Origin of the sequence: Pseudorhodoferax sp. LjRoot39, from assembly GCF_964253035.1 — a bacterium.
GTDB lineage: Bacteria > Pseudomonadota > Gammaproteobacteria > Burkholderiales > Burkholderiaceae_C > Pseudorhodoferax.
In genome coordinates this window covers 743,444-766,389 of the sequence record NZ_CAXUQL020000001.1, presented here as the reverse complement: position 1 = coordinate 766,389, position 22,946 = coordinate 743,444, and the positions used below count along the sequence as shown (strand labels likewise).

25 protein-coding genes are annotated in these 22,946 nt (G+C 70.2%); 7 read left to right on the top strand and 18 right to left on the bottom strand.

Annotation, left to right across the window (positions count from 1 at the left end):
* Positions 1-18 precede the first annotated feature (18 nt).
* From ACSQ4M_RS03640 to ACSQ4M_RS03590, 11 genes are all read right to left on the bottom strand, one after another.
* Positions 19-1,377 carry an amidase family protein gene (locus tag ACSQ4M_RS03640; RefSeq protein ID WP_436188310.1) on the bottom strand — a complete coding sequence of 453 codons (1,359 nt, stop codon included), beginning with the start codon at positions 1,375-1,377 and terminating at the stop codon, positions 19-21.
* Positions 1,374-2,534 (bottom strand): ABC transporter substrate-binding protein, encoded by a 1,161-nt coding sequence (locus ACSQ4M_RS03635; RefSeq protein ID WP_436188309.1) that lies wholly within the window; start codon positions 2,532-2,534, stop codon positions 1,374-1,376. Before ACSQ4M_RS03635 ends, ACSQ4M_RS03640 begins: the two co-directional genes overlap by 4 nt.
* 26 nt (positions 2,535-2,560) lie before the next feature.
* Complete coding sequence (locus ACSQ4M_RS03630; RefSeq protein ID WP_436188308.1) at positions 2,561-3,280, bottom strand: ABC transporter ATP-binding protein; 720 nt, start codon at positions 3,278-3,280, stop codon at positions 2,561-2,563.
* Positions 3,273-4,046, bottom strand: coding sequence for an ABC transporter ATP-binding protein (locus ACSQ4M_RS03625; protein WP_436188307.1), 774 nt, complete (start codon positions 4,044-4,046; stop codon positions 3,273-3,275). The genes ACSQ4M_RS03630 and ACSQ4M_RS03625 overlap by 8 nt, the downstream gene beginning before the upstream one ends.
* A complete protein-coding gene (locus ACSQ4M_RS03620) occupies positions 4,043-5,008 on the bottom strand; it encodes a branched-chain amino acid ABC transporter permease (protein WP_436188306.1) in 966 nt (321 codons plus the stop codon). Before ACSQ4M_RS03620 ends, ACSQ4M_RS03625 begins: the two co-directional genes overlap by 4 nt.
* Positions 5,005-5,865 carry a branched-chain amino acid ABC transporter permease gene (locus tag ACSQ4M_RS03615; RefSeq protein ID WP_436188305.1) on the bottom strand — a complete coding sequence of 287 codons (861 nt, stop codon included), beginning with the start codon at positions 5,863-5,865 and terminating at the stop codon, positions 5,005-5,007. Before ACSQ4M_RS03615 ends, ACSQ4M_RS03620 begins: the two co-directional genes overlap by 4 nt.
* 75 nt (positions 5,866-5,940) lie before the next feature.
* Positions 5,941-7,128: an ABC transporter substrate-binding protein gene (locus tag ACSQ4M_RS03610; RefSeq protein ID WP_436188304.1), complete on the bottom strand. Its 1,188-nt coding sequence runs from the start codon at positions 7,126-7,128 to the stop codon at positions 5,941-5,943.
* Between the two features lie 23 nt (positions 7,129-7,151).
* Positions 7,152-8,393, bottom strand: a complete 1,242-nt coding sequence (locus ACSQ4M_RS03605) for an NAD(P)/FAD-dependent oxidoreductase (RefSeq protein WP_436188303.1) — start codon at positions 8,391-8,393, stop codon at positions 7,152-7,154.
* On the bottom strand, positions 8,393-8,716 hold the full coding sequence (locus tag ACSQ4M_RS03600; protein ID WP_436188302.1) for a 2Fe-2S iron-sulfur cluster-binding protein: 324 nt from the start codon (positions 8,714-8,716) through the stop codon (positions 8,393-8,395). The genes ACSQ4M_RS03605 and ACSQ4M_RS03600 overlap by 1 nt, the downstream gene beginning before the upstream one ends.
* A 9-nt stretch (positions 8,717-8,725) precedes the next feature.
* On the bottom strand, positions 8,726-10,174 hold the full coding sequence (locus ACSQ4M_RS03595; RefSeq protein ID WP_436188301.1) for a glutamine synthetase family protein: 1,449 nt from the start codon (positions 10,172-10,174) through the stop codon (positions 8,726-8,728).
* An 11-nt stretch (positions 10,175-10,185) separates the two neighbouring features.
* The gene (locus tag ACSQ4M_RS03590; RefSeq protein WP_436188300.1) at positions 10,186-11,511 is read right to left on the bottom strand and encodes an aromatic ring-hydroxylating dioxygenase subunit alpha; all 1,326 of its coding nucleotides are present in this window, start codon (positions 11,509-11,511) and stop codon (positions 10,186-10,188) included.
* Positions 11,512-11,790: 279 nt separating this feature from the next.
* Between ACSQ4M_RS03590 and ACSQ4M_RS03585 the strand changes: the two genes are divergently transcribed.
* From ACSQ4M_RS03585 to opgC, 5 genes are all read left to right on the top strand, one after another.
* Positions 11,791-12,519 (top strand): GntR family transcriptional regulator, encoded by a 729-nt coding sequence (locus tag ACSQ4M_RS03585; protein WP_436188299.1) that lies wholly within the window; start codon positions 11,791-11,793, stop codon positions 12,517-12,519.
* A 99-nt stretch (positions 12,520-12,618) separates the two neighbouring features.
* Complete coding sequence (locus ACSQ4M_RS03580; RefSeq protein ID WP_436188298.1) at positions 12,619-12,987, top strand: DUF1428 domain-containing protein; 369 nt, start codon at positions 12,619-12,621, stop codon at positions 12,985-12,987.
* 129 nt (positions 12,988-13,116) lie between these two features.
* On the top strand, positions 13,117-13,269 hold the full coding sequence (locus tag ACSQ4M_RS03575; RefSeq protein ID WP_436188297.1) for a hypothetical protein: 153 nt from the start codon (positions 13,117-13,119) through the stop codon (positions 13,267-13,269).
* Positions 13,244-14,194 (top strand): YihY/virulence factor BrkB family protein, encoded by a 951-nt coding sequence (locus tag ACSQ4M_RS03570; RefSeq protein ID WP_436188296.1) that lies wholly within the window; start codon positions 13,244-13,246, stop codon positions 14,192-14,194. The genes ACSQ4M_RS03575 and ACSQ4M_RS03570 overlap by 26 nt, the downstream gene beginning before the upstream one ends.
* Positions 14,191-15,378, top strand: coding sequence for an OpgC domain-containing protein (gene opgC / locus ACSQ4M_RS03565; RefSeq protein WP_436188295.1), 1,188 nt, complete (start codon positions 14,191-14,193; stop codon positions 15,376-15,378). The genes ACSQ4M_RS03570 and opgC overlap by 4 nt, the downstream gene beginning before the upstream one ends.
* On the opposite strand, the gene ACSQ4M_RS03560 is transcribed toward opgC, so the two are convergent.
* A complete protein-coding gene (locus tag ACSQ4M_RS03560; RefSeq protein WP_436188294.1) occupies positions 15,329-16,126 on the bottom strand; it encodes an SGNH/GDSL hydrolase family protein in 798 nt (265 codons plus the stop codon). The genes opgC and ACSQ4M_RS03560 overlap by 50 nt on opposite strands.
* A 113-nt stretch (positions 16,127-16,239) precedes the next feature.
* Here ACSQ4M_RS03560 and ACSQ4M_RS03555 point away from each other — a divergent pair, with 113 nt between their 5' ends.
* The gene (locus ACSQ4M_RS03555; RefSeq protein WP_436188293.1) at positions 16,240-16,530 is read left to right on the top strand and encodes a type II toxin-antitoxin system HigB family toxin; all 291 of its coding nucleotides are present in this window, start codon (positions 16,240-16,242) and stop codon (positions 16,528-16,530) included.
* On the top strand, positions 16,527-16,934 hold the full coding sequence (locus tag ACSQ4M_RS03550) for a helix-turn-helix domain-containing protein (RefSeq protein WP_436188292.1): 408 nt from the start codon (positions 16,527-16,529) through the stop codon (positions 16,932-16,934). Before ACSQ4M_RS03555 ends, ACSQ4M_RS03550 begins: the two co-directional genes overlap by 4 nt.
* Positions 16,935-16,938: 4 nt before the next feature.
* Here ACSQ4M_RS03550 and ACSQ4M_RS03545 read toward each other — a convergent pair whose 3' ends face one another.
* From ACSQ4M_RS03545 to ACSQ4M_RS03520, 6 genes are all read right to left on the bottom strand, one after another.
* Positions 16,939-18,318, bottom strand: a complete 1,380-nt coding sequence (locus ACSQ4M_RS03545) for an aminopeptidase P N-terminal domain-containing protein (protein WP_436188291.1) — start codon at positions 18,316-18,318, stop codon at positions 16,939-16,941.
* Positions 18,319-18,346: 28 nt separating this feature from the next.
* Positions 18,347-18,988, bottom strand: coding sequence for an NAD(P)H-binding protein (locus tag ACSQ4M_RS03540; RefSeq protein WP_436188290.1), 642 nt, complete (start codon positions 18,986-18,988; stop codon positions 18,347-18,349).
* On the bottom strand, positions 18,985-19,716 hold the full coding sequence (murU, locus tag ACSQ4M_RS03535) for an N-acetylmuramate alpha-1-phosphate uridylyltransferase MurU (protein ID WP_436188289.1): 732 nt from the start codon (positions 19,714-19,716) through the stop codon (positions 18,985-18,987). Before murU ends, ACSQ4M_RS03540 begins: the two co-directional genes overlap by 4 nt.
* A 29-nt stretch (positions 19,717-19,745) precedes the next feature.
* Positions 19,746-20,345 (bottom strand): NAD(P)H:quinone oxidoreductase, encoded by a 600-nt coding sequence (gene wrbA / locus ACSQ4M_RS03530; RefSeq protein WP_436188288.1) that lies wholly within the window; start codon positions 20,343-20,345, stop codon positions 19,746-19,748.
* A 107-nt stretch (positions 20,346-20,452) separates the two neighbouring features.
* Positions 20,453-21,802 carry an esterase-like activity of phytase family protein gene (locus ACSQ4M_RS03525; protein WP_436188287.1) on the bottom strand — a complete coding sequence of 450 codons (1,350 nt, stop codon included), beginning with the start codon at positions 21,800-21,802 and terminating at the stop codon, positions 20,453-20,455.
* A 67-nt stretch (positions 21,803-21,869) separates the two neighbouring features.
* The gene (locus tag ACSQ4M_RS03520) at positions 21,870-22,802 is read right to left on the bottom strand and encodes an MBL fold metallo-hydrolase (protein WP_436188286.1); all 933 of its coding nucleotides are present in this window, start codon (positions 22,800-22,802) and stop codon (positions 21,870-21,872) included.
* Positions 22,803-22,946 lie beyond the last annotated feature (144 nt).

Genomic DNA, 22,946 nt, shown 5'->3' with positions numbered 1-22,946 from the left:
GGACGACTGGACCCGGACTCACCCCGCCGCCAGCATTCCCTCGACCAAGCGCCCCGCATGCAGCACCAGCTCGTCCGCATAGCGCTTCCCCACGACCTGCAGCCCGAACGGCAGGCCCTGCGCATCGCGGCCCAGCGGCAGGCTCAGCGCCGGCTGCTGCGTGAGGTTGAACGGGTAGCAGTAGCCGTTGCCGGCGAACCAGTTGCGCGGCTGCGTGTCCGGCGCTGCAGGCAGCGGGGGCGCGACGGCCGGGGCGGTCGGCGTCAGCAGCACGTCGATGCCGGCGAACTGCTGGGCCAGCGCGCCGGCCAGGCTGCGCAGCTGGGCGCGGGCCCGTGCCAGCCGCGTGGGCGAGAGGTCGGCGCCCTGTTCCCACAGGCGCTGCAGCGCCGGGTCCAGCGTCGCGCGCTGTGCATCGCTCCAGTCGACGAAGGACTCGTGCACGCGCGACTGCCAGACAGTCCACATGGCCTGGTCCGCGTCCAGGCCCAGCGGCGGCAGCGCCACCAGTTGGTGGCCGGCCGCGGCCAGGCGTTCGACCAGCGACCGCATCGCCTGGGCGATGGCGGGCTGCAGCGCGGTGGGCGCGCCCAGTTCCAGGCACCAGCCGATGCGCAGCTGGGCGGGCCGCTGCGCGGGCGTGCGCGGGTACAGCGAGGCCGGGTCGCGCGCGTCGCTCTGGCCCAGCACGGCCATGGCGCGTGCGCAGTCGGCCACGCTGCGTGTGAGCGGGCCGAAGTGCGCGAACTCGGCGAAGGCGCTCTGCGGCGCGGCCGGGATCGCGCCGAACGTGGACTTGAAGCCGACCACGCCGCAGTACGCTGCCGGGATGCGCACCGAGCCGCCCGCGTCGCTGCCGATGGCCAGCGGCCCCCAGCCGGCCGCCACCTGCGCGGCCGCGCCGCTGCTGGAGCCGCCGGCACTGCGCGCCACATCGCGCGGGTTGCGCGTGGTGCCGGCGTGCGGGTTGTGGCTGGCTATGGTCCAGCCGAATTCGGTGGTCGTGGTCTTGCCGAACAGCACGGCGCCGGCGGCGCGCAGCTGGGCCACGAGCGGCGCGTCCTGCGCGGCAGGCGCCTCGCCGGCCGTGGCCAATGAACCGCGCCGCGTGGGCCAGCCGGCCACGGGCAGCAGGTCCTTGATGGAGACCGGCACGCCGTCCAGCGGCCCCAGCGCACGGCCGGCCTGCCAGCGCGCGGCCGAGGCCTGCGCCTGGGCCAGCGCGCCTTCGGCATCCAGGTGGCAGAAGGCGTTGAGGTCCTGCGCGTCCGCGGCCACGGCGGCCAGAACGGCCTGCAGCACGGCCACGGGCTCGTGCGCGCCGCGCGCATAGGCGGCGCCCAGCGCGCCGATGTCCAGGCGCAATGCGGCGCTCATCCCTTCGTCGCGGGATAGGTCTCGAACTCCACGTTGGCCAGCACCTCGCCGACCTTCTCGACGCGGCGGATGTACTGGTCCTGCACGATGTCGCGCGTCTTCGCGTCGATGGCGATGCGCCCGCGCGGGCTGTCCAGCTGCAGGCCCTGCATGGCCTGCAGCAGCGCGGCGCCGTCGGCGTCGCCGCCCGCCTTCTGCAGCGCCGCGTAGATCGCGGCCATGCCGTCGTAGGCGGCCACGGCCATGATGGTCGGCCGGGCCTTGGCGTCGCGCTGGGCCTTGAAGTCGCGCACGAAGCGCGCGTTCAGCTCGGACTTGTGGTGCATGGAATAGGGGTAGACCGTGGTCAGACCCAGGGCACGCTCGCCGATGGTCTCGATGATGGCCTCGTCGACGATGTCGCCCGTGCCCACGAGCCGGATGCCGGCCTGCTCCAGGCCCTTGTCGCGGTACTCGCGGATGAAGGCCGGCGCCACGTCGCCGCCGTTGACGAAGGCGAAGAGCAGGTCGGGCCGGGCGTCCTTCACGCGCTGCATGTAGGGCGAGAAGTCCAGCGTGACCAGCGGCGTGCGCACGCTGCCCACGATCTCGCCGCCCGTGGCCTTGTAGGCGGCCAGAAAGGCGGCCTCGGCATCGTGGCCGGGGGCGTAGTCGGCCACGATCACGTAGGCCTTCTTCGAGCCCTTCTGCGCGGCCCACTGGGCGATCGGCGGCACCGTGTGGGGGTAGTCGAACGAGGTGCGCACCATGAAGGGCGACTTCTCGGTCAGTTTGGCGGCAGCGGCGTTCATGACCACCATGGGGACCTTGGCCTGCGTGGCGATGGGCGCGACCGACAGCGCATTGGGCGTGAAGCCGAAGCCGGCCAGCACGCTGACCTTGTCGCGCACGATGAGCTCCTGCGCGAGCCGCTTGGCCAGCTCGGGGTTGGGGCCGGCCACGTCCTTGACGACGACCTCGACCTTGCGGCCGGCCACGCTGTCGCCGAACTGCTTCTGGTAGACGGCGATGCCGGCCTGCATCTGGCGGCCGAACTCGGCGAAGGGCCCCGACATCTCGGCGATGAGGCCGATGCGGATGGAATCCTGCGCGGCGAAGGCGCGTGGCAGGGCCAGGCCGAGGGCGCTGGCGGCGAGCAGGTGGCGACGGTGGAACATGGACAACTCCTTGGAAGGGGGCAGGATCAGGCGGGCTCTTCTTCGATGCCGACGCCGAGGAACTTGTCGAGCAGGGCCTGGTCGGCGGCGAGCGCGGCGCTGGGGCCGGCGTGCACGACCGTGCCGCGCTCCAGCACGATGGCCTGGTGCGTCATCTCCAGCGCCAGCACCGGGTGCTGCTCGACCACGATGGAGGCCAGTCCCTCCTGCTCGCAGAGCCGGCGGATGGCGTCGGCAAGCTCCTCGACGATGATGGGTGCCAGGCCCTCCATGGGCTCGTCGAGCAGCAGCAGCAGCGGGTTCGTCATCAGCGCGCGGGCGATGGCCAGCATCTGCTGCTCGCCGCCCGAAAGCTGGTTGCCGTAGTTGGCGCGGCGCTCGCGCAGGCGCGGGAACAGGCCGTAGACGCGCTGCAGGTTCCAGGCGCCCGGACGGGCGACCACGGTCAGGTTCTCCTCCACGGTCAGCGAGGGAAACACCTCGCGCTCCTGCGGCACCCAGCCCAGGCCGGCGCGCACGCGCTGGTGGGCGGGCGTGCGGGTGATGTCCTGGCCGCGCCAGCGGATGGTGCCGCCCGTCACGCGCGTGTTGCCCATCAGCGTCTCGAGCGTGGTGGTCTTGCCCACGCCGTTGCGGCCGAGGATGGCCAGACTCTCTCCGGCGCGCAGGCTGAAGCCCAGGCGGTGCAGCACCACGGCGTTGCCGTAGCCGGCCGTCACGCCGTCGAAGGCCAGCAGTTCAGACATGGATGGCCTCCTTGCGGATGTCGATGTGGGTCTTGCCCAGGTAGACCTCGCGCACGCGCGGGTCGCGGCCGATCTCGGCCGGCGTGCCCTCGGTCAGGATGCGGCCGGCCACCAGCACCGAGATGCGCCGCGCGAAGCGGAACACCAGGTTCATGTCGTGTTCGATGAACAGCACGCTGATGTCGTCGGGCAGTTCGGCGATCACGTCGAAGAGTTCACCGCTCTCGTCCACGGGCACGCCGGCGGCCGGCTCGTCGAGCAGCAGGATGCGTGGGCGTGCGGCCAGCGCCAGCGCGATCTCCAGCAGCCGCTGCTTGCCGTAGGCCAGTTCGGCCACGGGCGTGTTGGCCAGCGTGTCCAGCCGCAGGCGCCGAAGCAGCGCGTGGGCTTCGTCGAAGGCAGCCGTGCTGCGGCTGAACGGGCGCCACCAGGTCGCGCCCTGCCCTTCGCGCTCGTGGATGGCCAGCACCACCGACAGCAGCGGCGTGAGGCTGCCGAACAGCGTGTTGATCTGGAAGGTGCGCGCCAGCCCGCTGCGTGCGCGCTTGTCCGCAGGCCAGGCCGTGATGTCCTGGCCGTTCATGCGGATGCCGCCCGCGCTGGGTTGGTAGATCCCGGTCAGCAGGTTGATCAGCGTGGTCTTGCCGGCGCCGTTGGGGCCGATCAAGGCCTGGCGCGCGCCGGGCTCCAGCGTGAGGTTCACGTCGGCCACGGCGTGGAAGGCGCCGAAGCTGATGCCCAGCCCACTCGTCTGCAAGGCGGTCATCGTGTGTGCTCCTGCGTGCGAACGCGGCGCGACAGCGCGCCCATGATGCCGCCGCGGCCCAGCATGACGGCCGCGATCAGGAAGATGCCGAGCCAGAACATCCAGTACTCGGGGTTCAGGTCGGCGAACCAGTCGTGCACCAGCATGTAGACGATGGCGCCGACCAGGCCGCCGTACAGCCGGCCCGTGCCGCCCAGCACCAGGATGATCAGGATCTCGGCCGATCGGTTGAAGCCGATGGATTCGATGCCCACGAACTGCGTGGTCTGCGCCAGCAGCGCGCCGGCCACGCCGGCCACGGCCGCCGAGAAGCCGTAGGCCATGCGCAGCCGCGACTCCACCGGCGTGCCGATGGCCAGCATGCGCTTGCGGTTGTCGTGGATGCCGCGCAGCGCCAGGCCGAAGGGCGAGCGCAGCACCAGCCGCACCAGCAGGAACATGGCAAGCACCACCACGAAGGCGTAGCCGAACGCCGTCCTGCCGAACAGGTCGAATTCGAAGATGCCGAGCACGGGTTTCACCTCCATGCCTTGCAGGCCGTCGCTGCCGCCCGTGATGCCCGAGAGCCGGTTGGCCAGCTCGGCCAGCAGCATGCACACGCCGATCGTGATCATGAGCCGCGTGAGGTCGGCACCGCGCACGATCAGGTAGCTCAGCGCGTAGCCCAGCGCGCCGGCCACCACCAGCGCGGCCAGCAGGCCACTGAAGGGCTCGCCCCAGCCGTGCTTGGCCAGCAGGCCGGCGGTGTAGGCGCCGGCACCGAAGAAGGCCGCGTGGCCCACGGTCAGGATGCCGGCGTAGCCCAGCGCCATGTCCAGCGCCACGGCGAACAGGCCGAAGATGAGGATCTGCGACAGCAGCGTGAGGTGGTCGGGTGCGAGGAAGAAGCTGGATGCCAGCGCGAGCCAGAACAGGACCTCGGCCGCGCGCAGCTGGCCCGGGCTCAGGGTGACGGGTTTCATGCAATCCCCTTCTTGGGCACGATGCCGTTGGGCCGCAGCAGCAGCATGGCGATCATGAACACGTAGACCAGAAAGGCGCCGGCCTCGGGCAGGTAGTACTTGCCGGCCACGTCGACGATGCCGACCAGCAGCGCGGCGATGAAGGGCCCGGTGATGGTGCCGGCCCCGCCCACGCAGACCACGATCAAAAAGTACACCATGTACTTGAGCGGGAACGAGGGCTCCAGGCCCAGCATGCCCAGGCTCAGCGCGCCGCCCAGGCCAGCCAGGCCGCAGCCCAGCGAGAAGGTCAGGAAGAACAGGCGCTGCACATGGATGCCGGTGCCGCCAGCCACGCGCTGGTTGTCCACCGCGGCGCGCACCATGGCGCCGTAGCGCGTGCGGCCCATGGCCAGCAGCAGCACGGCCAGCACGACCACGCCGCAGACGATCAGGAACATCCGGTAGCGGCTCAGTTCCAGGCCGGCCAGCGTGAACTGGCCTTGCAGCGCGGGCGGCAGGTGAAAGGGCAGCATGGTCGGCCCGAAGAAGTACGTCAGCGCCGCGATCGACACGAACACCACGCCGATGGACAGCAGCACCTGGTCCAGCGGGTGCGCGCGGTACAGACGTCTGTAGAACGCGAACTCCAGCACGGCGCCGAGCAGCGCCGCGGCCACGAAGGCCGCCGCCAGCGCGCCCCAGTAGGGCAGGCCCATCTGGTTCATGAGCACGGCGGCCGTGTAGCCGCCGACCACCGCGAAGCTGCCGTGCGCGAGGTTGACGAAGTTCATCAAGCCCATGGTGATGGACAGGCCCACCGCCATGAGGAACAGGAGCATGCCGTAGGCCACCCCGTCGAAAAGGACGATTCCCATTGGATTCCCGGTGCAGGGCACGCGGCGCCCCGCCGGGGGCCGCGCGCCGAGGTCAGCGCCTTGGTGGGCGCAGGCTTACTTGGCTTCCTTGGCCGGATCCTTGACGCGGTCGAACTTGTCGAACTCCACGTTCACGAGCTTGCCATTGGCCTTCTCGGTCTTGCGGATGTAGACGGTCTGCACGATGTCGCGCGTGGCTGCGTCGATCTCGATCGGGCCGCGCGGGCTTTCGAACTGCAGGCCCTTGAGCGCCTCCATCACCTTGTCGCCGCTGGCGTCGCCGCCGGTCTTCTTGAGCGCGAGGTCGATGGCCGCCATCGCGTCGTAGGCCGTCACGGCGAAATAGCTCGGGCGCATCGTGCTGCCGAACTGCGCCTCGAAGTCCTTCACGAACTTCTGGTTCTTGGCCGACGGGTGGCCGTAGGAGTAGTGGTGGCTGGTGACGAGGCCCAGCGCCACGTCGCCGGTGGCGTCCAGGTAGCTGTCGTCGGTGGCCTCGCCGGTGGCGTAGAGCTTGATGCTGGCCTCGTCCATGCCGCGTTCCTTCCAGACCTTGAGGAAGGCCGGCGGCATCACGCCCGAGGGGAAGAAGAAGAACACGGATTGTGGCTTGGCATCCTTGATGCGCTGCACGTAGGCCGAGAAGTCCGGGTTGCTCATGGGCGTTTTCAGCTCACCGACGACCTTGCCGCCGCCCTGCTCGAAGGCCTTCTTGAACGCGGTCAGCGCATCGGTGCCCGGCGCGTAGTCGGCCACCACCACGTAGGCCTCCTTGGTGCCGTTGCGCAACATCCAGCGCGCCATCGGATCGGAGACCTGCTGCACAGTGAACGACAGCCGCGCCACATAGGGCGAGGCGGCGGTGATGCCCGAGGAGGATGCGTTCATCACCACGGTCGGAATCTTGGCCTGGGTGGCGACAGCGGCCACGGCGTAGGCGTTGGGGCTGAAGTCCAGGCCCGTGAGGATCTGCACCTTGTCGCGCACGATCAGCTCCTGCGCGATGCGCTTGGACGCATCGGGGTTGGCGCCGCCCGTGTCCTTCTTGACCACCTCCACCGTGCGGCCCGCGATCTTGCCGCCGTGCTCCTTGAGGTAGAGCGCCACGCCCGCGTCGAACTGGCGGCCGTAGTCGGCGTAGGGGCCGGAGTAGGTGCCGATCAGCCCGATCTTGAGCGCGTCCTGGGCGTGGGCGGAACCGGCGATGCAGGCCAGGGCCGCCATGGCGGAGGCGGCGAGGAGGGAGCGTTTGGTCATCGTCATCGTGGGGAACTCCGTGGGAAGGATCAGCCGCGAGGCTGGAGGATGGAAAACGGTTTGAGGTCGGCCGCGGGGTCGGCCAGGGTCTCGGCGGGGATCTGGGCCCGGCCGGCGATCAGCTTGCGCGCCAGCATGTGCTCGGCCGGCCGGTTGACCGAGTGCGCGGCCACGACCGCGCCGTCGCGCAGGTAGAACAGCGTGAAGCGGTCGTCGGCCATGTCGCCGCGCAGCACGGTCTGGTCGCCATGGGCGGGGATGCCCGCCATCTGCAGCTTGAGGTCGTGCTGCTCGCTCCAGAACCAGGGCACGGCCGTGAGCGGCTGCGGCTGGCCGACCAGCACCGAGGCCGCGGCGCGCGCGCCGTCGTTGGCGGCCTGGATGGATTCGAGGCGCAGGCGGCCATGGGGCAGTTCCATGTTGGCGACGTCGCCGGCGGCCAGGACGTTCGGCGCGCTGGTGCGGCCGCAGGCATCGACGAGGATGCCGCCCGCGCAGGCGATGCCGGCCGCCTCGGCCAGCTCCACGTTGGGCAGCACGCCGATGCCGAGGACGACGAGCTCGCACGCCAGCTGGCGGCCGTCGTCGAGCAGCACGGACTGCACATGGCCTGCGGCGTTGGCCAACAGGGCCTGGACGCCTCGGCCCAGCTCCAACGCCACGCCGCGCTGGCGGTGCGCTGCGGCCACGTAGTCCGACATGGCGGGCGGGAAACTGCGCGCGAGCAGGCGCGTCTGCCCTTCGAGCACGGTGACCAGGGCGCCGGCGGCCGTCAGCGCGGCCGCAACCTCCAGGCCGATGAAGCCGCCGCCGACCACGCAGGCGCGGGTGGCCTGGCTGGCGCCCGAGACGGCGGCGTGCACGGCCAGCGCGTCGTCCAGCGTGCGCAGCTCGTGCACGCCTTGCAGAGAAGCGCCGGGCACGTTCAGCGGCCGGCAGCGCGCACCCGTGGCCAGCGCCAGCCAGCCGTAGTCCAGGTGGCTGCCATCGGCCAGTTGCACGCGCCGGGCGGCGAGGTCCAGCGCCGTGGCGCGCGTGCCCAGCCGCAAATCGATGTTCTGCTCGGCAAAGAAGTCGGGGCCGCGCAGCGCGAGCTGGTCGACGGCCGTCTTGCCGGTCAGCAGGCCCTTGGACAGCGGCGGGCGCTGGTAGGGCGCGTGCGCCTCGTCGCCGAGCAGCACGATGGGCGCGTCGAAGCCCAGTTCGCGTGCGGAGGCCGCGAGCTGCACGCCCGCGTACGAGGCGCCGACGATGACCAGTGCGTCGGCCATCAGACCTGCGTCTCCGGCACGCGCACCGTGAGCCCGTCGAGTTCCGCCGTCACCGTGATCTGGCAGCTCAGCCGGCTGTTGGGCGCGCGTTCGCTGGCGGTGCCGTCCAGCAGCTCGTCTTCCATCGCGTCGGGCGCGGGGAGCTTGGCCAGGAAGTCGTCGGCGACATAGACATGGCAGGTCGCGCAGGAGCAGCTGCCGCCGCATTCGGCGTCGATGCCGCGGATGTTGTGGCGGATGGCGGTCTCCATCACGCTGGCGCCAGGCTTGGCTTCGACGCTGCGCGTGCTGCCGTCTTTGAGGATGTAGTGGATCGTGGGCATGGCGTGTTCCTAGAACATGTCGAAGTATTCGCGGTGCTCCCACTCGGTGACTTCGAGGTTGAAGCGTGCGATTTCGGCCTGCTTGATGTGGCAGTAGTAGTCGACAAAGGGCTTGCCCAGTCCTTCGACCAGCACGGTGTCGGCCTGCAGCGCGGCCAGCGCGGCGTCCAGCGTGCGCGGCAGCTGCGCAGCCGGCGTTTCGTAGGGCGCGTCGGCCGAGGGGCCGGGGTCCATCGCCTGTTCGATGCCGTGCAGGCCCGAGAACAGCTGCGAGGCCAGGTACAGGTAGGGGTTGGCGGTGGGCTCGCCGACGCGGTTCTCGATGCGCGAGGCGTTGTCGCCCGGCGCGCCCAGCACGCGCAGCATGGCGCCGCGGTTGTCCTGCGCCCAGATCGCGCGGTCGGGCGCGAGCGAGAAGGGCCGGTAGCGCCGGTAGCCGTTCAGCGTGGGGCTGGCCAGCGCGGCGGCGCCGCAGGCATGGGCCTGCAGGCCGGCCAGGTACTGCATGCCGAGCGGACTCAGCGGGTGCGCGTCGGCGCCGCCGGCCACGGGCATGAAGGCGTTGGCGCCATCCTCGGCACGGCGCAGCGACTGGTGCAGGTGCCAGCCGCTGGACATCACGTTGGGAATCTTCGGCCGGCACATGAAGGTGGCGTGGTACCCGTGGCGCTGGCAGATCTGCTTGATCGCGCTGCGCAGCAGCACCATGGTGTCGGCCGGCTCCATGCCGGCCGTGGGGCCGAACACGAGCTCGAACTGGCTGGGGCCGAACTCGATCTCCAGCGAGTGCAGCGGCAGGCCCAGCGCCTGCAGCTGCGTGCGCAGCAGGTCCATGAGGCCGTCCACGCGGTCGTAGCGCAGCTCGGTCAGGTACTGGTGGCCGTGCGTGAGCAGCGAGACGGCGGGCGGCGTGCCTGGCTGGCCTGCATCCGCCAGGGCCATGTGGGCCTGGTCCAGCTTGAAGACATGGAACTCCACCTCCAGGCCGGCCACGAACTCCAGGCCACGCGTGCCGAGCCGGTCGATCGCGCGCTGCAGGATGCGGCGCGTGGCGAAGGGGCAGGGCTGGCCGTCCTTCATGTAGGCGTCGCAGAGCACCCAGCCCGTGCGCGGCGCCCAGGGCAGCATGCGGAAGGTGGCCGGGTCGGCCAGCACCACGAAGTCGGCGCCTCCCTGCAGGCCTTCGAGCGCGAAGCCGCCGCCGGCGGAGAACACCGGAAACACCGAGCGGTGCGAGGTGTCCTTGGCCAGCAGCGTGCTCGTGAGGTTGACCCCGCGTGCGAGCGCGCCGCGCGCGGCCTCGGCCACCAGGGTCTTGCCGCGCAGCACGCCGTGCTGGTCGGGCCAGGCGAAGCGCAGCACGTCGAGTTCGCCCGCGTCGATGCGGCCGATGATGTCGGTGGCCTGGGCCTGTTGGTCGGCGCTCCAGAGGCCGAAGCGTTCGGCGAAAGTGCTCATCGCGTGGCGCCTCAGGCTGCGGCCAGACGGGCACTGGCCCAGTCGGAACCCTGGCGGCGCGCCAGGTCGGCGTCGACGCAGTAGCTGTCGGTCTTGTCCGCCGCGGCCACGCCGTCGATGGAGGGCGGGCCGGTGAAGCTGCCGGCCTCCGCGGCCGTCGGCTGCATCGGCACGGGCTCGCCGGCCTGCGCGGCTTCGATCGCCTTCACGAGCTGGCGGCGGTACAGCATGATTCCCTTGTCGGTCGTGCCGAGGTGCTCGCGCGTGCGGTCCTGGATGCTGCCCATGGATTCGCAGGCCCACTGGTCGTGCACGTTGATGTCCTCGCCCATGCCGGTGTAGGTCTTGGTGCGCTGTTCCTCGGCGCTGTAGCCGTACTGATTGCGCTTGTTCTTGCGCGAGGTGTAGTCGGGCAGGTCGATGGTCTTCAGGCGCTGCGCGCGCATCTGCTCCTTGTCCACCGGGCCGGTGAAGCTCGTGAAGATCGCGTACCAGTAGCAGTGGTGGTCGTCGATGGGCACATGCCACTGCGAGATCGTCATCTCGGTGCTCATGGGGATCACGAAGGCCTGCGGGAACACCACGTTGGTCACGCGCACATGGGTCTGCTCGGGCGACAGCGTGCGCAGCGTGGTCAATCGCATGCCGTAGGGCGCGGCTTCGGCGCGGATCTCGGGCCGGTCGTACTCGCGCAGCACCTGGGTGATGGCCAGGTCCGAATCCGCCGATGCGCCGCGGAACTGCTTGCCGTAGCTCTCCGCCGTGTCCTCGTCCTCGTAGAAGCGGTGCAGGAAGGAGGCATGGGCCGGGTCCATGCCCACCTCCAGCGCCTGCAGCCAGTTGCATTCCCACAAGCCCTTGAATGCGAAGGTGTGGCTGTCGGGCGCGACGAAGCAGTCGAAGTCGGGAAAGGCCGGCGGCTCGCCCTCGCCGATGTAGGCGAACACGGTGCCGCTTTTCTCCACCACCGGGTAGGCGCCCTGCTGGATGCGCGTGCACAGCTTGCTGCCAGCGGGCTCGGCGGGCGTTTCCAGGCATTGGCCGCTGGCGTCGAACAGCCAGCCGTGGAAGGCGCAGCGCAGGCCGCCGTTCTCCAGCCGGCCATAGGCCAGGTCGGCGCCGCGGTGCGGGCAGTCGCGGTCGAGCAGGGCGACGCGGCCGCTCTCGTCGCGGAACAGCACGAAGTGTTGGCCCATCAGCTGCACCGGCTTGAGCGGGCGCGGGCCGCGCAGTTCCTCGGACAAGGCCACGGGTTGCCAGTACTTGCGCAGCAGCGTGCCGGCCGGCGTGCCGCGGCCAACGCGGGTGATGAAGTCGTTCTGTTCGGCGCTGATCATCGTGAGCTCCAGGGGTGTTTGCAGGTTTGCACGCCGTTGCATGCAATTGGATTCATTGTCGGTATCCTCTGACCTGCGTCAAAGCTTTGTCGCACTGTATTGCTCGGGATTTCCCGGGCATCTAGGGGTTTGTCCTGCATCAAAGCAGTGCATGGCGGCTTGATTCAATGCAATTTGAAACAGATGCATGCAGAAATCGAGCCAACACGTTCTTGATGCGTGCAGTCCATCGGGCTCCTACAATTCGCCGCCGACTCCTGCATGCAACGAGGCTCTTCCATGGACTCCCAACAATCCCGCGTGCTCGTCCAGCTGCGCGACATGATCCTGAAGGGCGAATTCGGCCCCGGCGAGCGCCTGGCCGAGATCCCGCTGGCCGAGAAACTGGGCGCCTCGCGCACGCCCGTGCGGCTGGCACTGGCCAGCCTGGAGCACGAGGGGCTGATCGAGCCCTCGCCGGCCGGCGGCTACCAGATGCGCCGGTTCACCTCGCAGGAGATTGCCGACTCGATCCGCGTGCGCGGCGTGATCGAAGGCCTGGCGCTGCGCCTGCTGGCCGAGGACGGCGCGCCGCGCCAGCTGCTGCGCGAGCTGCACGATTGTCTGGACGAGGGTGACAAGGTGGTGGGCAAACCCACCATGGAGCTGGATGACTACGCCGGCTATGTGGAGATGAACGACCGCTTCCACCGCCTGGTGGTGGAGGGCTGCGGCAACGCGGCCGTCAAGCGCATCATGGACATGCTGGACAGCCAGCCCTTCGCCGCGCCCAGCGCCATGCTGCCCATGCAGTCGTCCATGCAGGAGGGCCAGCAGTGGATGCAGCAGGCGCACCGCACGCACCACGCCATGGTGCAGGCCATCGAGAAGGGGCAGGGGTACCGCGCCCAGGCGCTGGGCGAGGAGCATGTGGAGATAGCGCGCATGAACCTGGACTACGCGCTGGAGCGGCCCGAGCTCGCGGCCGAACTCATGCCGGGTATGAAATTGGTGGCGGCGCGGCGCTGAACGCCTGAACATGTCGATCCGGCGCCCCGTCGTTCGTCGAGGGGATGCGGGGCGCTCGTGGATGGGCGCGCCGGTACCTCAACCAACCGGAGTGAAGACATGTCCTACATCGATGGTTTCGTGATCGCCGTCCCCAACGCCAACAAGCAGAAGTTCATCGCGCACGCGCGCAAGCTCGACCCGATCTTCCTGGAGCTGGGCGCGCTGCGCGTCATCGAGGGCTGGGGCGACGACGTGCCCCACGGCAAGCTCACCGACTTCCACCGCGCCGTGCAGGCCACGGCCGAGGAGACGGTGGCCTTCTCCTGGGTCGAATGGCCGGACAAGGCCACGCGCGACGCCGGCATGAAGAAGATGATGGAAGACCCGCGCATGGACCCGTCCGCGCCGGGCAACCCGCCCATGCCCTTCGACGGCAAGCGCATGATCTTCGGCGGGTTCGAGCAGGTGGTCGAAGTGAAGGCCTGAGCGGCGCCTGGGCGTGCTGCGTCCGCGCCCCGCCCGCTGTCGGTCCGCGACTACAGCGCTTTGCGGCAGCGGCCGGGCGGCAACGGCGCACCGGCGGCCGAACATGGCAGCCTTGACCCCGAGCGCGCCATGACCCTGCCCCACCGCCCCCCACGCCGCCACGGTGAAGACGACGGCGAGCCCGAACCGGGCGGCATGCCCGTGGAGCCGGGCGACGGCGCGCCCGAGCCCGGCCGGCCCGCGGAGCCCGACCCCGATGCGCCGCAGCAGCCCGGGCCCTGAGGCGCAGGCCGCACCCGACCGGCTCGCGCTGCTGCTGGCCGATCCCGCCGGCTTCCTCTGGCGGGTGCTCAAGGCCTTCAAGGCCAACCAGGGCCTGCTGCTGGCCGGTGCGGTGGCGTACTACGCGCTGCTGTCCATCGTGCCCATGCTGATCCTGACGGTCATCGCGCTCTCGCACTTCATCGACGAGGCCGCGCTGCTGGCCACGCTGCGGCATTACCTGGCCTGGCTGCTGCCGGGCCAGTCGGGCGCCATCGTGGCCGAGCTGGGCAACTTCCTCGCGCACCGTGAGGTGCTGGGCTGGGTGCTGCTGGCCAGCATGCTGTTCTTCAGTTCGCTGGCCTTCACGGTGCTGGAGAACGCGATGTCGGTGGTGTTCCACCACCGCGTGGCGATCCGGCGGCGGCGCTTCGTCGTCTCGGCCGCGCTGCCCTATGCCTACATCCTGTCGGTGGGTGCCGGCCTGCTGGTGGTGACCCTGGTGTCGGGCGCGCTGCAGGCCATCGGGCGCGAGGAGCTGCACTTCCTGTGGCTGGACTGGTCGCTGGACCGCGTGTCCACCGCGCTGCTGTACCTGTTGGGCTTTGCCGGCGAGGTGCTGCTGCTGGCCTCGATCTACCTGGTCATGCCGGTCGGCCGGCTGTCTCTGTCGCACGCGCTGCTGGGTGCGCTGGCCGCAGCCGTGTTGTGGGAGATCTCCCGCCGCGTGCTGGTCTGGTACCTGTCCACGCTGTCGCAGATCGGCCAGGTCTACGGCTCGCTGACCACGGCGATCGCCGTGCTGCTGAGCCTGGAGCTGGCGGCCGCGCTGCTGCTGCTGGGGGCCCAGGTCATCGCCGAGTTCGAGCGCCTGGGCGAGGGCGCACCTGCTGCAGCGGCGGGCTTTCGCACGCCGACGGCCTCCGCGGACAGGCTGCTGCGATGACGGCCGCCTCCTCCAGCCAGCGCCTGTGGCAGATCGACGCGCTGCGCGGCCTGATGCTGGTGCTGATGACGTTCACGCACCTGCCCACGCTGTTCGCCTCGCCCACGGGCCAGCCCTTCGGCTTCGTCTCGGCGGCCGAGGGCTTCGTGCTGCTATCGGGTTTCATGGCCGGCATGGTCTACGCCGCGCGCGAGCAGCGCGAGGGCGAAGACCGCATGCGCGCGGCCTTCTACCGACGCGTGGTCAAGATCTACCTGTGCCAGGCCGCCATGCTGCTGTTCCTGTTCAGCGTGGTGGCGCTGATCGCCGTGGTGCTGCAGGAGGACGCCATCACCGGCCTCATGAAGTACTACCTGCACGAGCCGCTGCATGCGCTGGTCGGCGCGCTGCTGCTGATCTACAGCCCGCCGCTGCTGGACATCCTGCCGCTGTACGTGCTGTTCATGCTGATCAGCCCCATGGTCCTGCTGCACGGTCTGCGCCACGGCTGGGGCGGCATCATGGCCTGCAGCGTGGCGCTGTGGCTGGTGGCGCAGTTCAAGCTGGGCGGGGTGTTGTACGAGGCGCTGGCGCCGGCCGCGGGCATCCGCGTGCCGCTGGTGCAGACCGGCGCCTTCGAGGTGCTGGCCTGGCAGTTCCTGTGGGTCATGGGGCTGTGGCTGGGGGCCGAGCGCACGGCGCAGCGTCCGCCCGTCGTGTTCCCGCGCTGGCTGCTGCGCACCGCCATCGTGTATGCCGCGGTCTGTTTTGTCTGGCGCCACGTGGTCGGCCAGGTGCCGATCCCGCACGACGCCGGCCTCAACATGCTGTTCGACAAGTGGCAGCTGGCCCCGCTGCGCCTGTTCAACCTGTTCGCGCTGCTGGTGCTGGCCATGCACTACGCGCCCTGGCTGGCCACGCACCTGCCGCGCGTGCGTGCGCTGGAGACCATGGGCGCGGCCTCGCTGCCCGTGTTCTGCGCGCACCTGGTGCTGGCGTTGCTGGCGCTGGCGCTGTTCGGCGCACCCACGCCCGCGCGCAGCGCGTGGATCGATGTGGGAATCGCGGTGGCCTCGTTCGCCGTGCTCTACGGTGTGGCGCTGCTGAGCCAGGAACTGGACCGGCAGGCGGCCGCGCGGCGCAAGGCGCGCGCGGTCAGGGTGCCGGCCGGGCCGGCGCCGGCATCGGCAGCTTGGCCGCGCTGAGCGCCGCGGACTGCGGCTGCTGCGGCAACAGGTGCGGCGTGATGGCGCTCTTCCAGACCGCGTAGCCAGAGGGGTTCATGTGCAGCGCATCGGCGCCGTAGAGGTCGGTGCGCGGCTTGCCGGCTTCGTCCAGCATACGTGAGTAGATGTCGATGAAGTCCAGGTTCGGCGTGCGCGCGCTGTAGCCCGCGATCAGTGCGTTGGCCTGCATGGCCTGCGGCAGCAGCGCCACGCGCGAGGGGCTGGGCTTGATCGACAGGTAGGCGATGCGCGTGTCGGGCAGTTCGGCGCGCACGCGTTCGACGAACGCCACGAAGCTGTCCAGCACCTGCTGCGGCGTGCGGCCCTCGGCCAGGTCGTTGTCGCCCGCATAGACCACGACCAGCCGCGGCTGGTAGGGCAGCACGAGCTGCTCCACATGCTGGGCCACGTCCAGCATGCGCGAGCCGCCGAAGCCGCGCTTGATCACGGGCATCTTGTCGAACTGGGTTTCCAGGTCGTCCCACAGCCGGATCGAGGAGCTGCCGACGAACAGCACGCCGCCGGTCTGCGGCGCCTGCTTCAGGTCTGCCGCGGCAAAGGCATCGAAGCTCTCCTTCCAGCGGGTGTCCACGGCTGTGGCGGCGCGTTGCTGCGGCGCCCCGCGGCCGGTCTGCAGCGGCATCAGCTGCGCGCCTGCCGAGGCGCCGAGGCCCAGGCTGTACAGCGCGAAGGCGAGTTTGGTGAGGCGGCGTTTGGTGGTACGCATGGCCCAGCATGCCACGGCGTGCCGCGCCGAGTGTGTCGGAACAGGCCCACGCTGGCTGTGCGGCTGGACGTACGAGGGCTGGTCGATTGCATAGCAATCTGCTATAAACCGATGTGCCTACCAAGCTGATCTCCAACCGCGCGCTGCGCGAGTTCGCCGTTGTTCATGTGGATGCGGCGCAGCCTCTGCAGGACTTCCGGCGCAAGATCGAGAAGGGCAGCTTCGCGAATTTCGCCGATCTGCGCGCGGTGTTTCCCGCGGTCGACAAGGTCGGCGAGCGCTACGTGTTCAACATCGGCGGCAACAAGTACCGCCTTGTGGCCGCGCTGGACTTCTCGCGCGGCATGCTGTGGGTCAAAGCGGTGCTGACGCACGCCGAGTACGACAAAGGAGCCTGGAAATGAACGTGCGTGATGTGGCCGGCCATTGGGTGGCATTGCACGAGGCCCTGGGCCTGGGTGCACCGATTGCTGACGAGGCCGCCTACGCGCAGGTGTTGGCTTTCATCGACCAGGTGTTCGACCAAGTGGCGGCAGACCCTGGACACCCACTGGGCGGTCTGGTCGAGCTGCTCGCCGACCGCGTGCGCGAATACGAAGACCGTGTCCATCCCTGGCCCGACACCAGCACGCCGGCCACGGTGCTGGCCAGCCTCATGGAGGAGCACGGCCTGAAGCAGTCCGACCTGCCCGAGATCGGCGCCCAGAGCGTGGTGAGCGCGGTGCTGGCCGGCAAGCGGGCGCTGAACCTGCGCCAGGTCAAGGCGCTGGCGCAGCGCTTTTCCGTGCCGATGGAGATGCTGGCCTGACGATTCAGCGCATCAGCGCCTCGATCTCGTCGGCCTTCACCGGCACGCCGCGCGTGATGAGCTCGCAGCCGTCGGCCGTGACGATGGCGTCGTCCTCAATGCGGATGCCGATGCCGTGGAACTGTTCCGGCGCCTCGGTGCCGGGCCGCACGTAGATGCCGGGCTCGATGGTCAGCACCATGCCGGGGCGCAGGATGCGGCTGGGCCGGTCGGTGATGGTCTCGCCCGAGAGCGCGTCCTTGCGCTCGCTGCCGTTGCCGATCTCGCTGGGCTCCACATAGCTGCCGCAGTCGTGCACGTCCATGCCCAGCCAGTGGCCGGTGCGGTGCATGTAGTAGGCGAAGTAGGCGCGCTTCTCGATCACGTCCTCGACGCTGCCGACCTTGTTCCGGTCGAGCAGGCCGAGGTCCAGCATGCCCTGGGCCAGCACCTTGACAGTCGCTTCGTGCGGGTCGTTGAAGCGCTTGCCGGGGCGCGTGGCGGCCACGGCCGCGTCCTGGCTGGCCAGCACCAGGTCGTACAGCGCGCGCTGCGGGCCCGTGAACCTGCCGTTGGCGGGGAAGGTGCGCGTGATGTCGCTGGCATAGCCGTCGAGTTCGCAGCCGGCGTCGATCAGCACCAGCTCGCCATCGCGCACGGGCGCGGCGTCGGCGCGGTAGTGCAGCACGCAGGCATTGGCGCCCGCTGCCACGATGGAACCATAGGCCGGGTACTGCGAGCCGCCCATGCGGAAGGCGTGCAGCAGCTCGGCGTCCAGGTGGTACTCGCGCACCTCCTTGCCCTCGCGCAGCATGCGCGCGCTGGTCTGCATGGCGCGGATGTGGGCCTCGGCGCTGATCTGCGCGGCGCGGCGCATGATGTCCTGCTCGTGCGCGTCCTTGACCAGGCGCATCTCGTCGAGCACGCCGCACAGGTCGCGCTGCGACTCGGGGCACAGCGCGCCGAAGCGCACGCGCGCGCGCACCGAGGACAGCCAGCCGTCGATGCGCGATTCCAGCCCCTTGTGGATCGCGAACGGGAACCAGACCGTGCCGCGGTTCTCCAGCAGCCTGGGCAGCTGGGCGTCCAGCGCGGCGACCGAGTGGGCGGCACTCACGCCCAGCGCTTCGGGTGCGGCGTCGGGCCCCAGGCGGTAGCCGTCCCAGATCTCGCGCTCCAGGTCCTTGGGCGCGCAGAACAGCGTGCTCCCGCCGTCGCCGGTGATGACCAGCCAGGCGTTGGGCTCGGTGAAGCCGGTGAGGTAGTAGAAGTAGCTGTCGTGCCGGTACAGGAAGTCGCTGTCGCGGTTGCGCTGGCGCTCCGGCGCGGTCGGGACGATGGCGATGCCGTCGCGCCCGATCTGGCGGGCGACTTCGGCGCGGCGTTGGGCGTAGGGCGTGGTCATGCCACGATCCTACCGCCGGGCGGCGGTCTTAGCCGCGCTGCATCTGGCCCGACAGCAGCACGCGCCGGCCCGGCTGGCCCTGGCCCACGGCATCGACCAGCGCGCGGGCCACGTCGGTGGCGCGGATCGCGCGGGCATTGGCCGGGATCAGCGGGCGCAGCCAGCGGCTGATGGCCTCGCCGACGATCTCACCGCGTCGGACGGGCTGGCCCAGCGTGCTGCGCTCGCCGACCAGCAGCGAGGGGCGCGCGATCACCAGCGTCTCGAAGCCGATCTGCGCAATGGTCTGCTCCACTTCGCCCTTGACGCGGCTGTAGAAGATGCGCGAACCGGTGTCTGCCCCCATGGCGCTGACCAGGCCCAGCCGGGTGGCGCCTGCCGTCCGCGCCGCGTGCGCCACGGCCAGCACGGCGTCATGGTCCACGGCGCGGAAGGCTTCCTGGCTGCCGGCCACCTTGATCGTGGTGCCCAGCGCGATGAACACGGTGTGCGGCGGCGGCAGCGCGGGGATGTTGCGCAGGTCCGACGCATGGTGGTGCAGCCGGGCATGCGGCGTGGGCGGTGCGCGCCGGCCCAGCGTGTGGACCTCGGTGATGCTGCGGTCGGCCAGCAGACGCGCCAGGATCTCGCGGCCCACCAGGCCCGTGGCGCCGGCCAGCAGCACCTTCATGCGGCGCTCCGGTCGAGCGCGGCCAGCTGCGCCGGCGTGCCGATGTTGTGCCAGGCGCCGGGGTAGACCTCGGCGCCGATCTGGCGGTCGCGGATCGCGGCCTTCAGCAGCGGCCCCAGCGCGGCCTTCTGGCCGACGGGCACGCCGGCGCACAGGGCCTTGCGCATCAGCGCGAAGTTGGCATAGGTCCAGCGCCGGCCGTCGGGTCCGGCATCGGCCAGGGCCAGGCCATCGGCACCGATGCCGAAGTCGCCTGCGGGATGGAAATCGGGGTTGGGCACCAGCCACAGATGGGCCAGTTGCGCGGGCTGCGCCACGAAGGCCGCGGCGCGGGCCGCGTCGTACGGGAAATCGGGAGCGTGGATGTCGCCCGAGACCAGCCAGAAGCACTCGTCTAGCAGCGGCAGCGCCTTGGCGATGCCGCCGGCCGTCTCCAGCGCGCCGCCGTGGTCGCGGCCTTCCATCGAGTAGTGGATGGTGAGGCCCCAGCGGCTGCCGTCACCGAGCGCGGCCGGGATCTGCTCCTCCAGCCAGGCGGTGTTGACCACCACGCGCTGCACGCCCGCGCGCGCCAGCGCCTCCAGGTGCCAGACGATCATGGGCTTGCCGTGCACGGGCAGCAGCGGCTTGGGCGTGCGGTCGGACAGCGGCCGCATGCGCTCGCCGCGGCCGGCGGCGAGCACCATGGCGCAGCGGACGGGCTGCGCGGGGGAGGTCGGGGAAGGCATGGTCCCGATTATGGGGACCGACGCCAGCCTCAGCCGAACAGCTTGGCAGCCGTCTTGGCCACCAGTTCGCCCTGATGGCGGGCGCCGGCCAGTTCGATTTCGCTGGGCTGGCGCGAACCGTCGCCGCCAGCGATGGTGGTGGCGCCGTAGGGCGCACCGCCGACGATCTCGTCCAGCGTCATCTGGCCGCCATGGCTGTACGGCAGGCCCACGATCACGAGGCCGAAGTGCAGCAGGTTGGTGATGATGGAGAACAGCGTGGTCTCCTGGCCGCCGTGCTGGGTGGCGGTGGAGGTGAAGGCCGCGCCGACCTTGCCGTTGAGCGCGCCGCGGGCCCACAGGCCGCCGGCCTGGTCCAGGAAGGCCGCCATCTGCGAGGACATGCGGCCAAAGCGCGTGCCGGTCCCGACCACGATCGCGTCGTAGTTGGCGAGGTCCTCGACCGTGGCCACGGGTGCGGCCTGGTCCAGCTTGAAGTGGCCCTTCTTGGCGATCTCTTCGGGCACGGTCTCGGGCACGCGCTTGATGTCGACCTGGGCACCGGCTGCGCGCGCGCCTTCGGCGATGGCGCCGGCCATGGTCTCGATGTGACCGTAGGTGGAGTAGTAGAGAACGAGGACTTTGGCCATGGTGCTTCCTGGTGGATGGAGAGGATGGCTGCATTGTTGGCGCGGCCGCCCCGGCTGCACATCGCCCGAAGGTGAAGGCAGCATTCAACCCTTTTGAATGGACGCGGCTACTTCGCCCGCAGGAACTCGCCCACCTCCAGCAGCACGAGTTCGTTGTCGTCCGCCTGGTCGGGCGCGCGGCTGCTGCTGAACGGCAGGTTGTTGTCGTTGCCGACCACGATGTGCGTGGCGTCCACGATGTCCACGTTCTCGATGGTGAAGAACGGGAAGGCCAGCACGCCGTTCGTCAACGGCTTCTTCGACAGCTTGTTCGGATCCTGGATGGCCATGAGGTCGATGTAACCGACCTTGCGCACGGCCTGGCCCACGTTGGCCTCGCCCATCTCGATCTTGTAGACGCGCTTGAACCTGGCCAGGTCGTGGAAGCAGTCGTTGCGCTTCTCGCCCGCCGGGCAGGCCTTGTCCGCCGTGCCCTCGCCGTTGTCGCGCTCGATGACGAGGCCGGTGGTGGCGTCCACCATGTTGAAGTCGCCGATGGCGTGGTGGCCGGCTTCCAGCGGGTACTTCCAGTGGCGGCCGGTCCAGGCCTTCTTCTGCACGTCGAACTCGAGCACGCGCAGCGCGGTCTTGCCGTCCACCTGCTCGTTGGCCTTGGCCGCGGCGTTCCACAGCGGACCTTCCAGCAGCGCGTAGAGCTTGCTGCCGTCGGGCGAGGCCGCCATGCCCTCGAAGCCCTTGGAGCGGCGCACCTCGAAGGCCGGCAGCGCGGCGTCGGGCGCGCCGGGCATGGCGATGGCGGGATGGTCGGGCGAGCGCACGGTCTTGCCGTCCGCCTGGGTCTCGAACACGGCCAGCACCTTGCCGTCCAGGTCGGCCTGGATCAGCCAGGGGCCGAACTCGTCGCCGATCCACAGCGCGCCGCCAGCGAACTGGAAGCTCTCGGGGTCGAAGTCCGCGCCGGTCAGGTAGCGCTTCTCCGTGCCTTCCTGGACGATGCGGAAGGGCAGCTTGCGGTCCGGGTCGTGCAGGAACACGGTCTTCCTGCGCTCGAAGCGGCCGCTCTGGAAGTCCACCGCGTAGTGGTTCAGGTAGAGCATGAAGTCCGGCGAGTTGGCCTTGCTGCCGGCGCCGTTGTCCGTGAGGACCCAGAAGCTGCCGTCGGCCATGCGCTTGATGCCCGAATGGCCTTGCGCAGGCTGGCCTTCGAACGGCAGGGCTATGCCCGTGGGCCGGCCGCCGGACAGGCCCATCACGGCGCCGGCCTTGTCCGTGCGCTGGGCCGTCGTGAACTTGCCGGCCATGCGCAGGTCGGCTGGTGCATCGGCAGGCGGTGCGATCAGCGTGAGGGCGGGCAGCACGGCGTGGCCGGCCAGGGTGGCAGGGTAGGCCTGCTGGGCATATGCAGCGGGGAACAGGGCGGCGGCGCAGGCGAGCGCGGCGAGGGTCAGGCGGAACATGCGTTGTCGGCTCGGTGAAAAGACAAGCCCGCGAGCCTGCCCGCGCCGCGTGACGGCTGCGTGAACGCTACTGGTTGACCAGCATTGGCCCTTCGCGCGCCGCCGCGCCCGAGCGCAGCAGGTCTTCGACCAATGTCTGGCCCCAGATGTCGATGGGGCCGGCGTCGGCGAAGTGCCGGGCGTGCAGGGTCTGGAAGTAGGGCGTGCGCCGGGCCCAGGCCAGCAGTTCGGCCTCGGCGATGGACTGCAATTCCAGCAGTTTGAACTTGAGCAGCACCTTGGCCGCGTACAGGGCGTGCTTGCGTGGCGCGGCGACGAAGCCCTCCAGCCGGCGGCGCGCGCGCTCGAGCGCCGGGCCCACGTCGTCGAACACACTGCCATGGCCCGGCACGACCAGGCGCGGCGCCAGCCGTTCGATGAGGTCCAGCGAGGCGCCGACCTCGGCGAAGGCCGACTCGCCCTCGAGCTCGGGAAACACCACGCCGAAACCGTTCTGCCAGAGCGCGTCGCCGGCCACGAGCAGGCCCCAGGCCGGCTCGAACAGCAGCACGGCATGCGGGTCGTGGCCGGGCGCCGCATGCACCTGCCAGCGGCCGGCGCCCAGCACGACCTCCTGCCCCGGCTGCAGCAGGCCGTCGATGCCGAAACGCGGGCACAGCTGGCCCGTGGGCGCGTAGCTCAGCGCGTCGGCGTCCCAGTCGCGCACGGCCTGCACCTGGCCGGGCGGAATGGCCGTGTGCAGCTGCGGATAGCGCTGTTGCAAGGCCGCATTGCCGCCGCAGTGGTCGCTGTGCAGGTGGGTGTTGAGCAGCCGGTCCAGCGGCACGTTGCCCAGGGCCTGGCTGACGAGCGCCAGCGTCTGCTCGGCGTGCGTGCAGTAGCCCGAGTCGACCAGCGCGGTGGGCCCGATGCCCCGCGGATCGCGCAGCAGCAGGTTGTTGGACGAGAGCCAGCCGCGCTCGAACAGCGCGGCGCCGGAGGGGAGTTGGATGGCGGCCATGTGCTGCCGGCGACTGTAGACCAAGGAGGCTTGCGGCCCGCCTCGCTAAAATCCCGGGTTTCCCCCGATTTCGACCGGAGCTGCCCACCCATGGCGAACACTGACACGCTGGCCTCTTCCACCCCCGTCGCAGAGGCCGCCGCG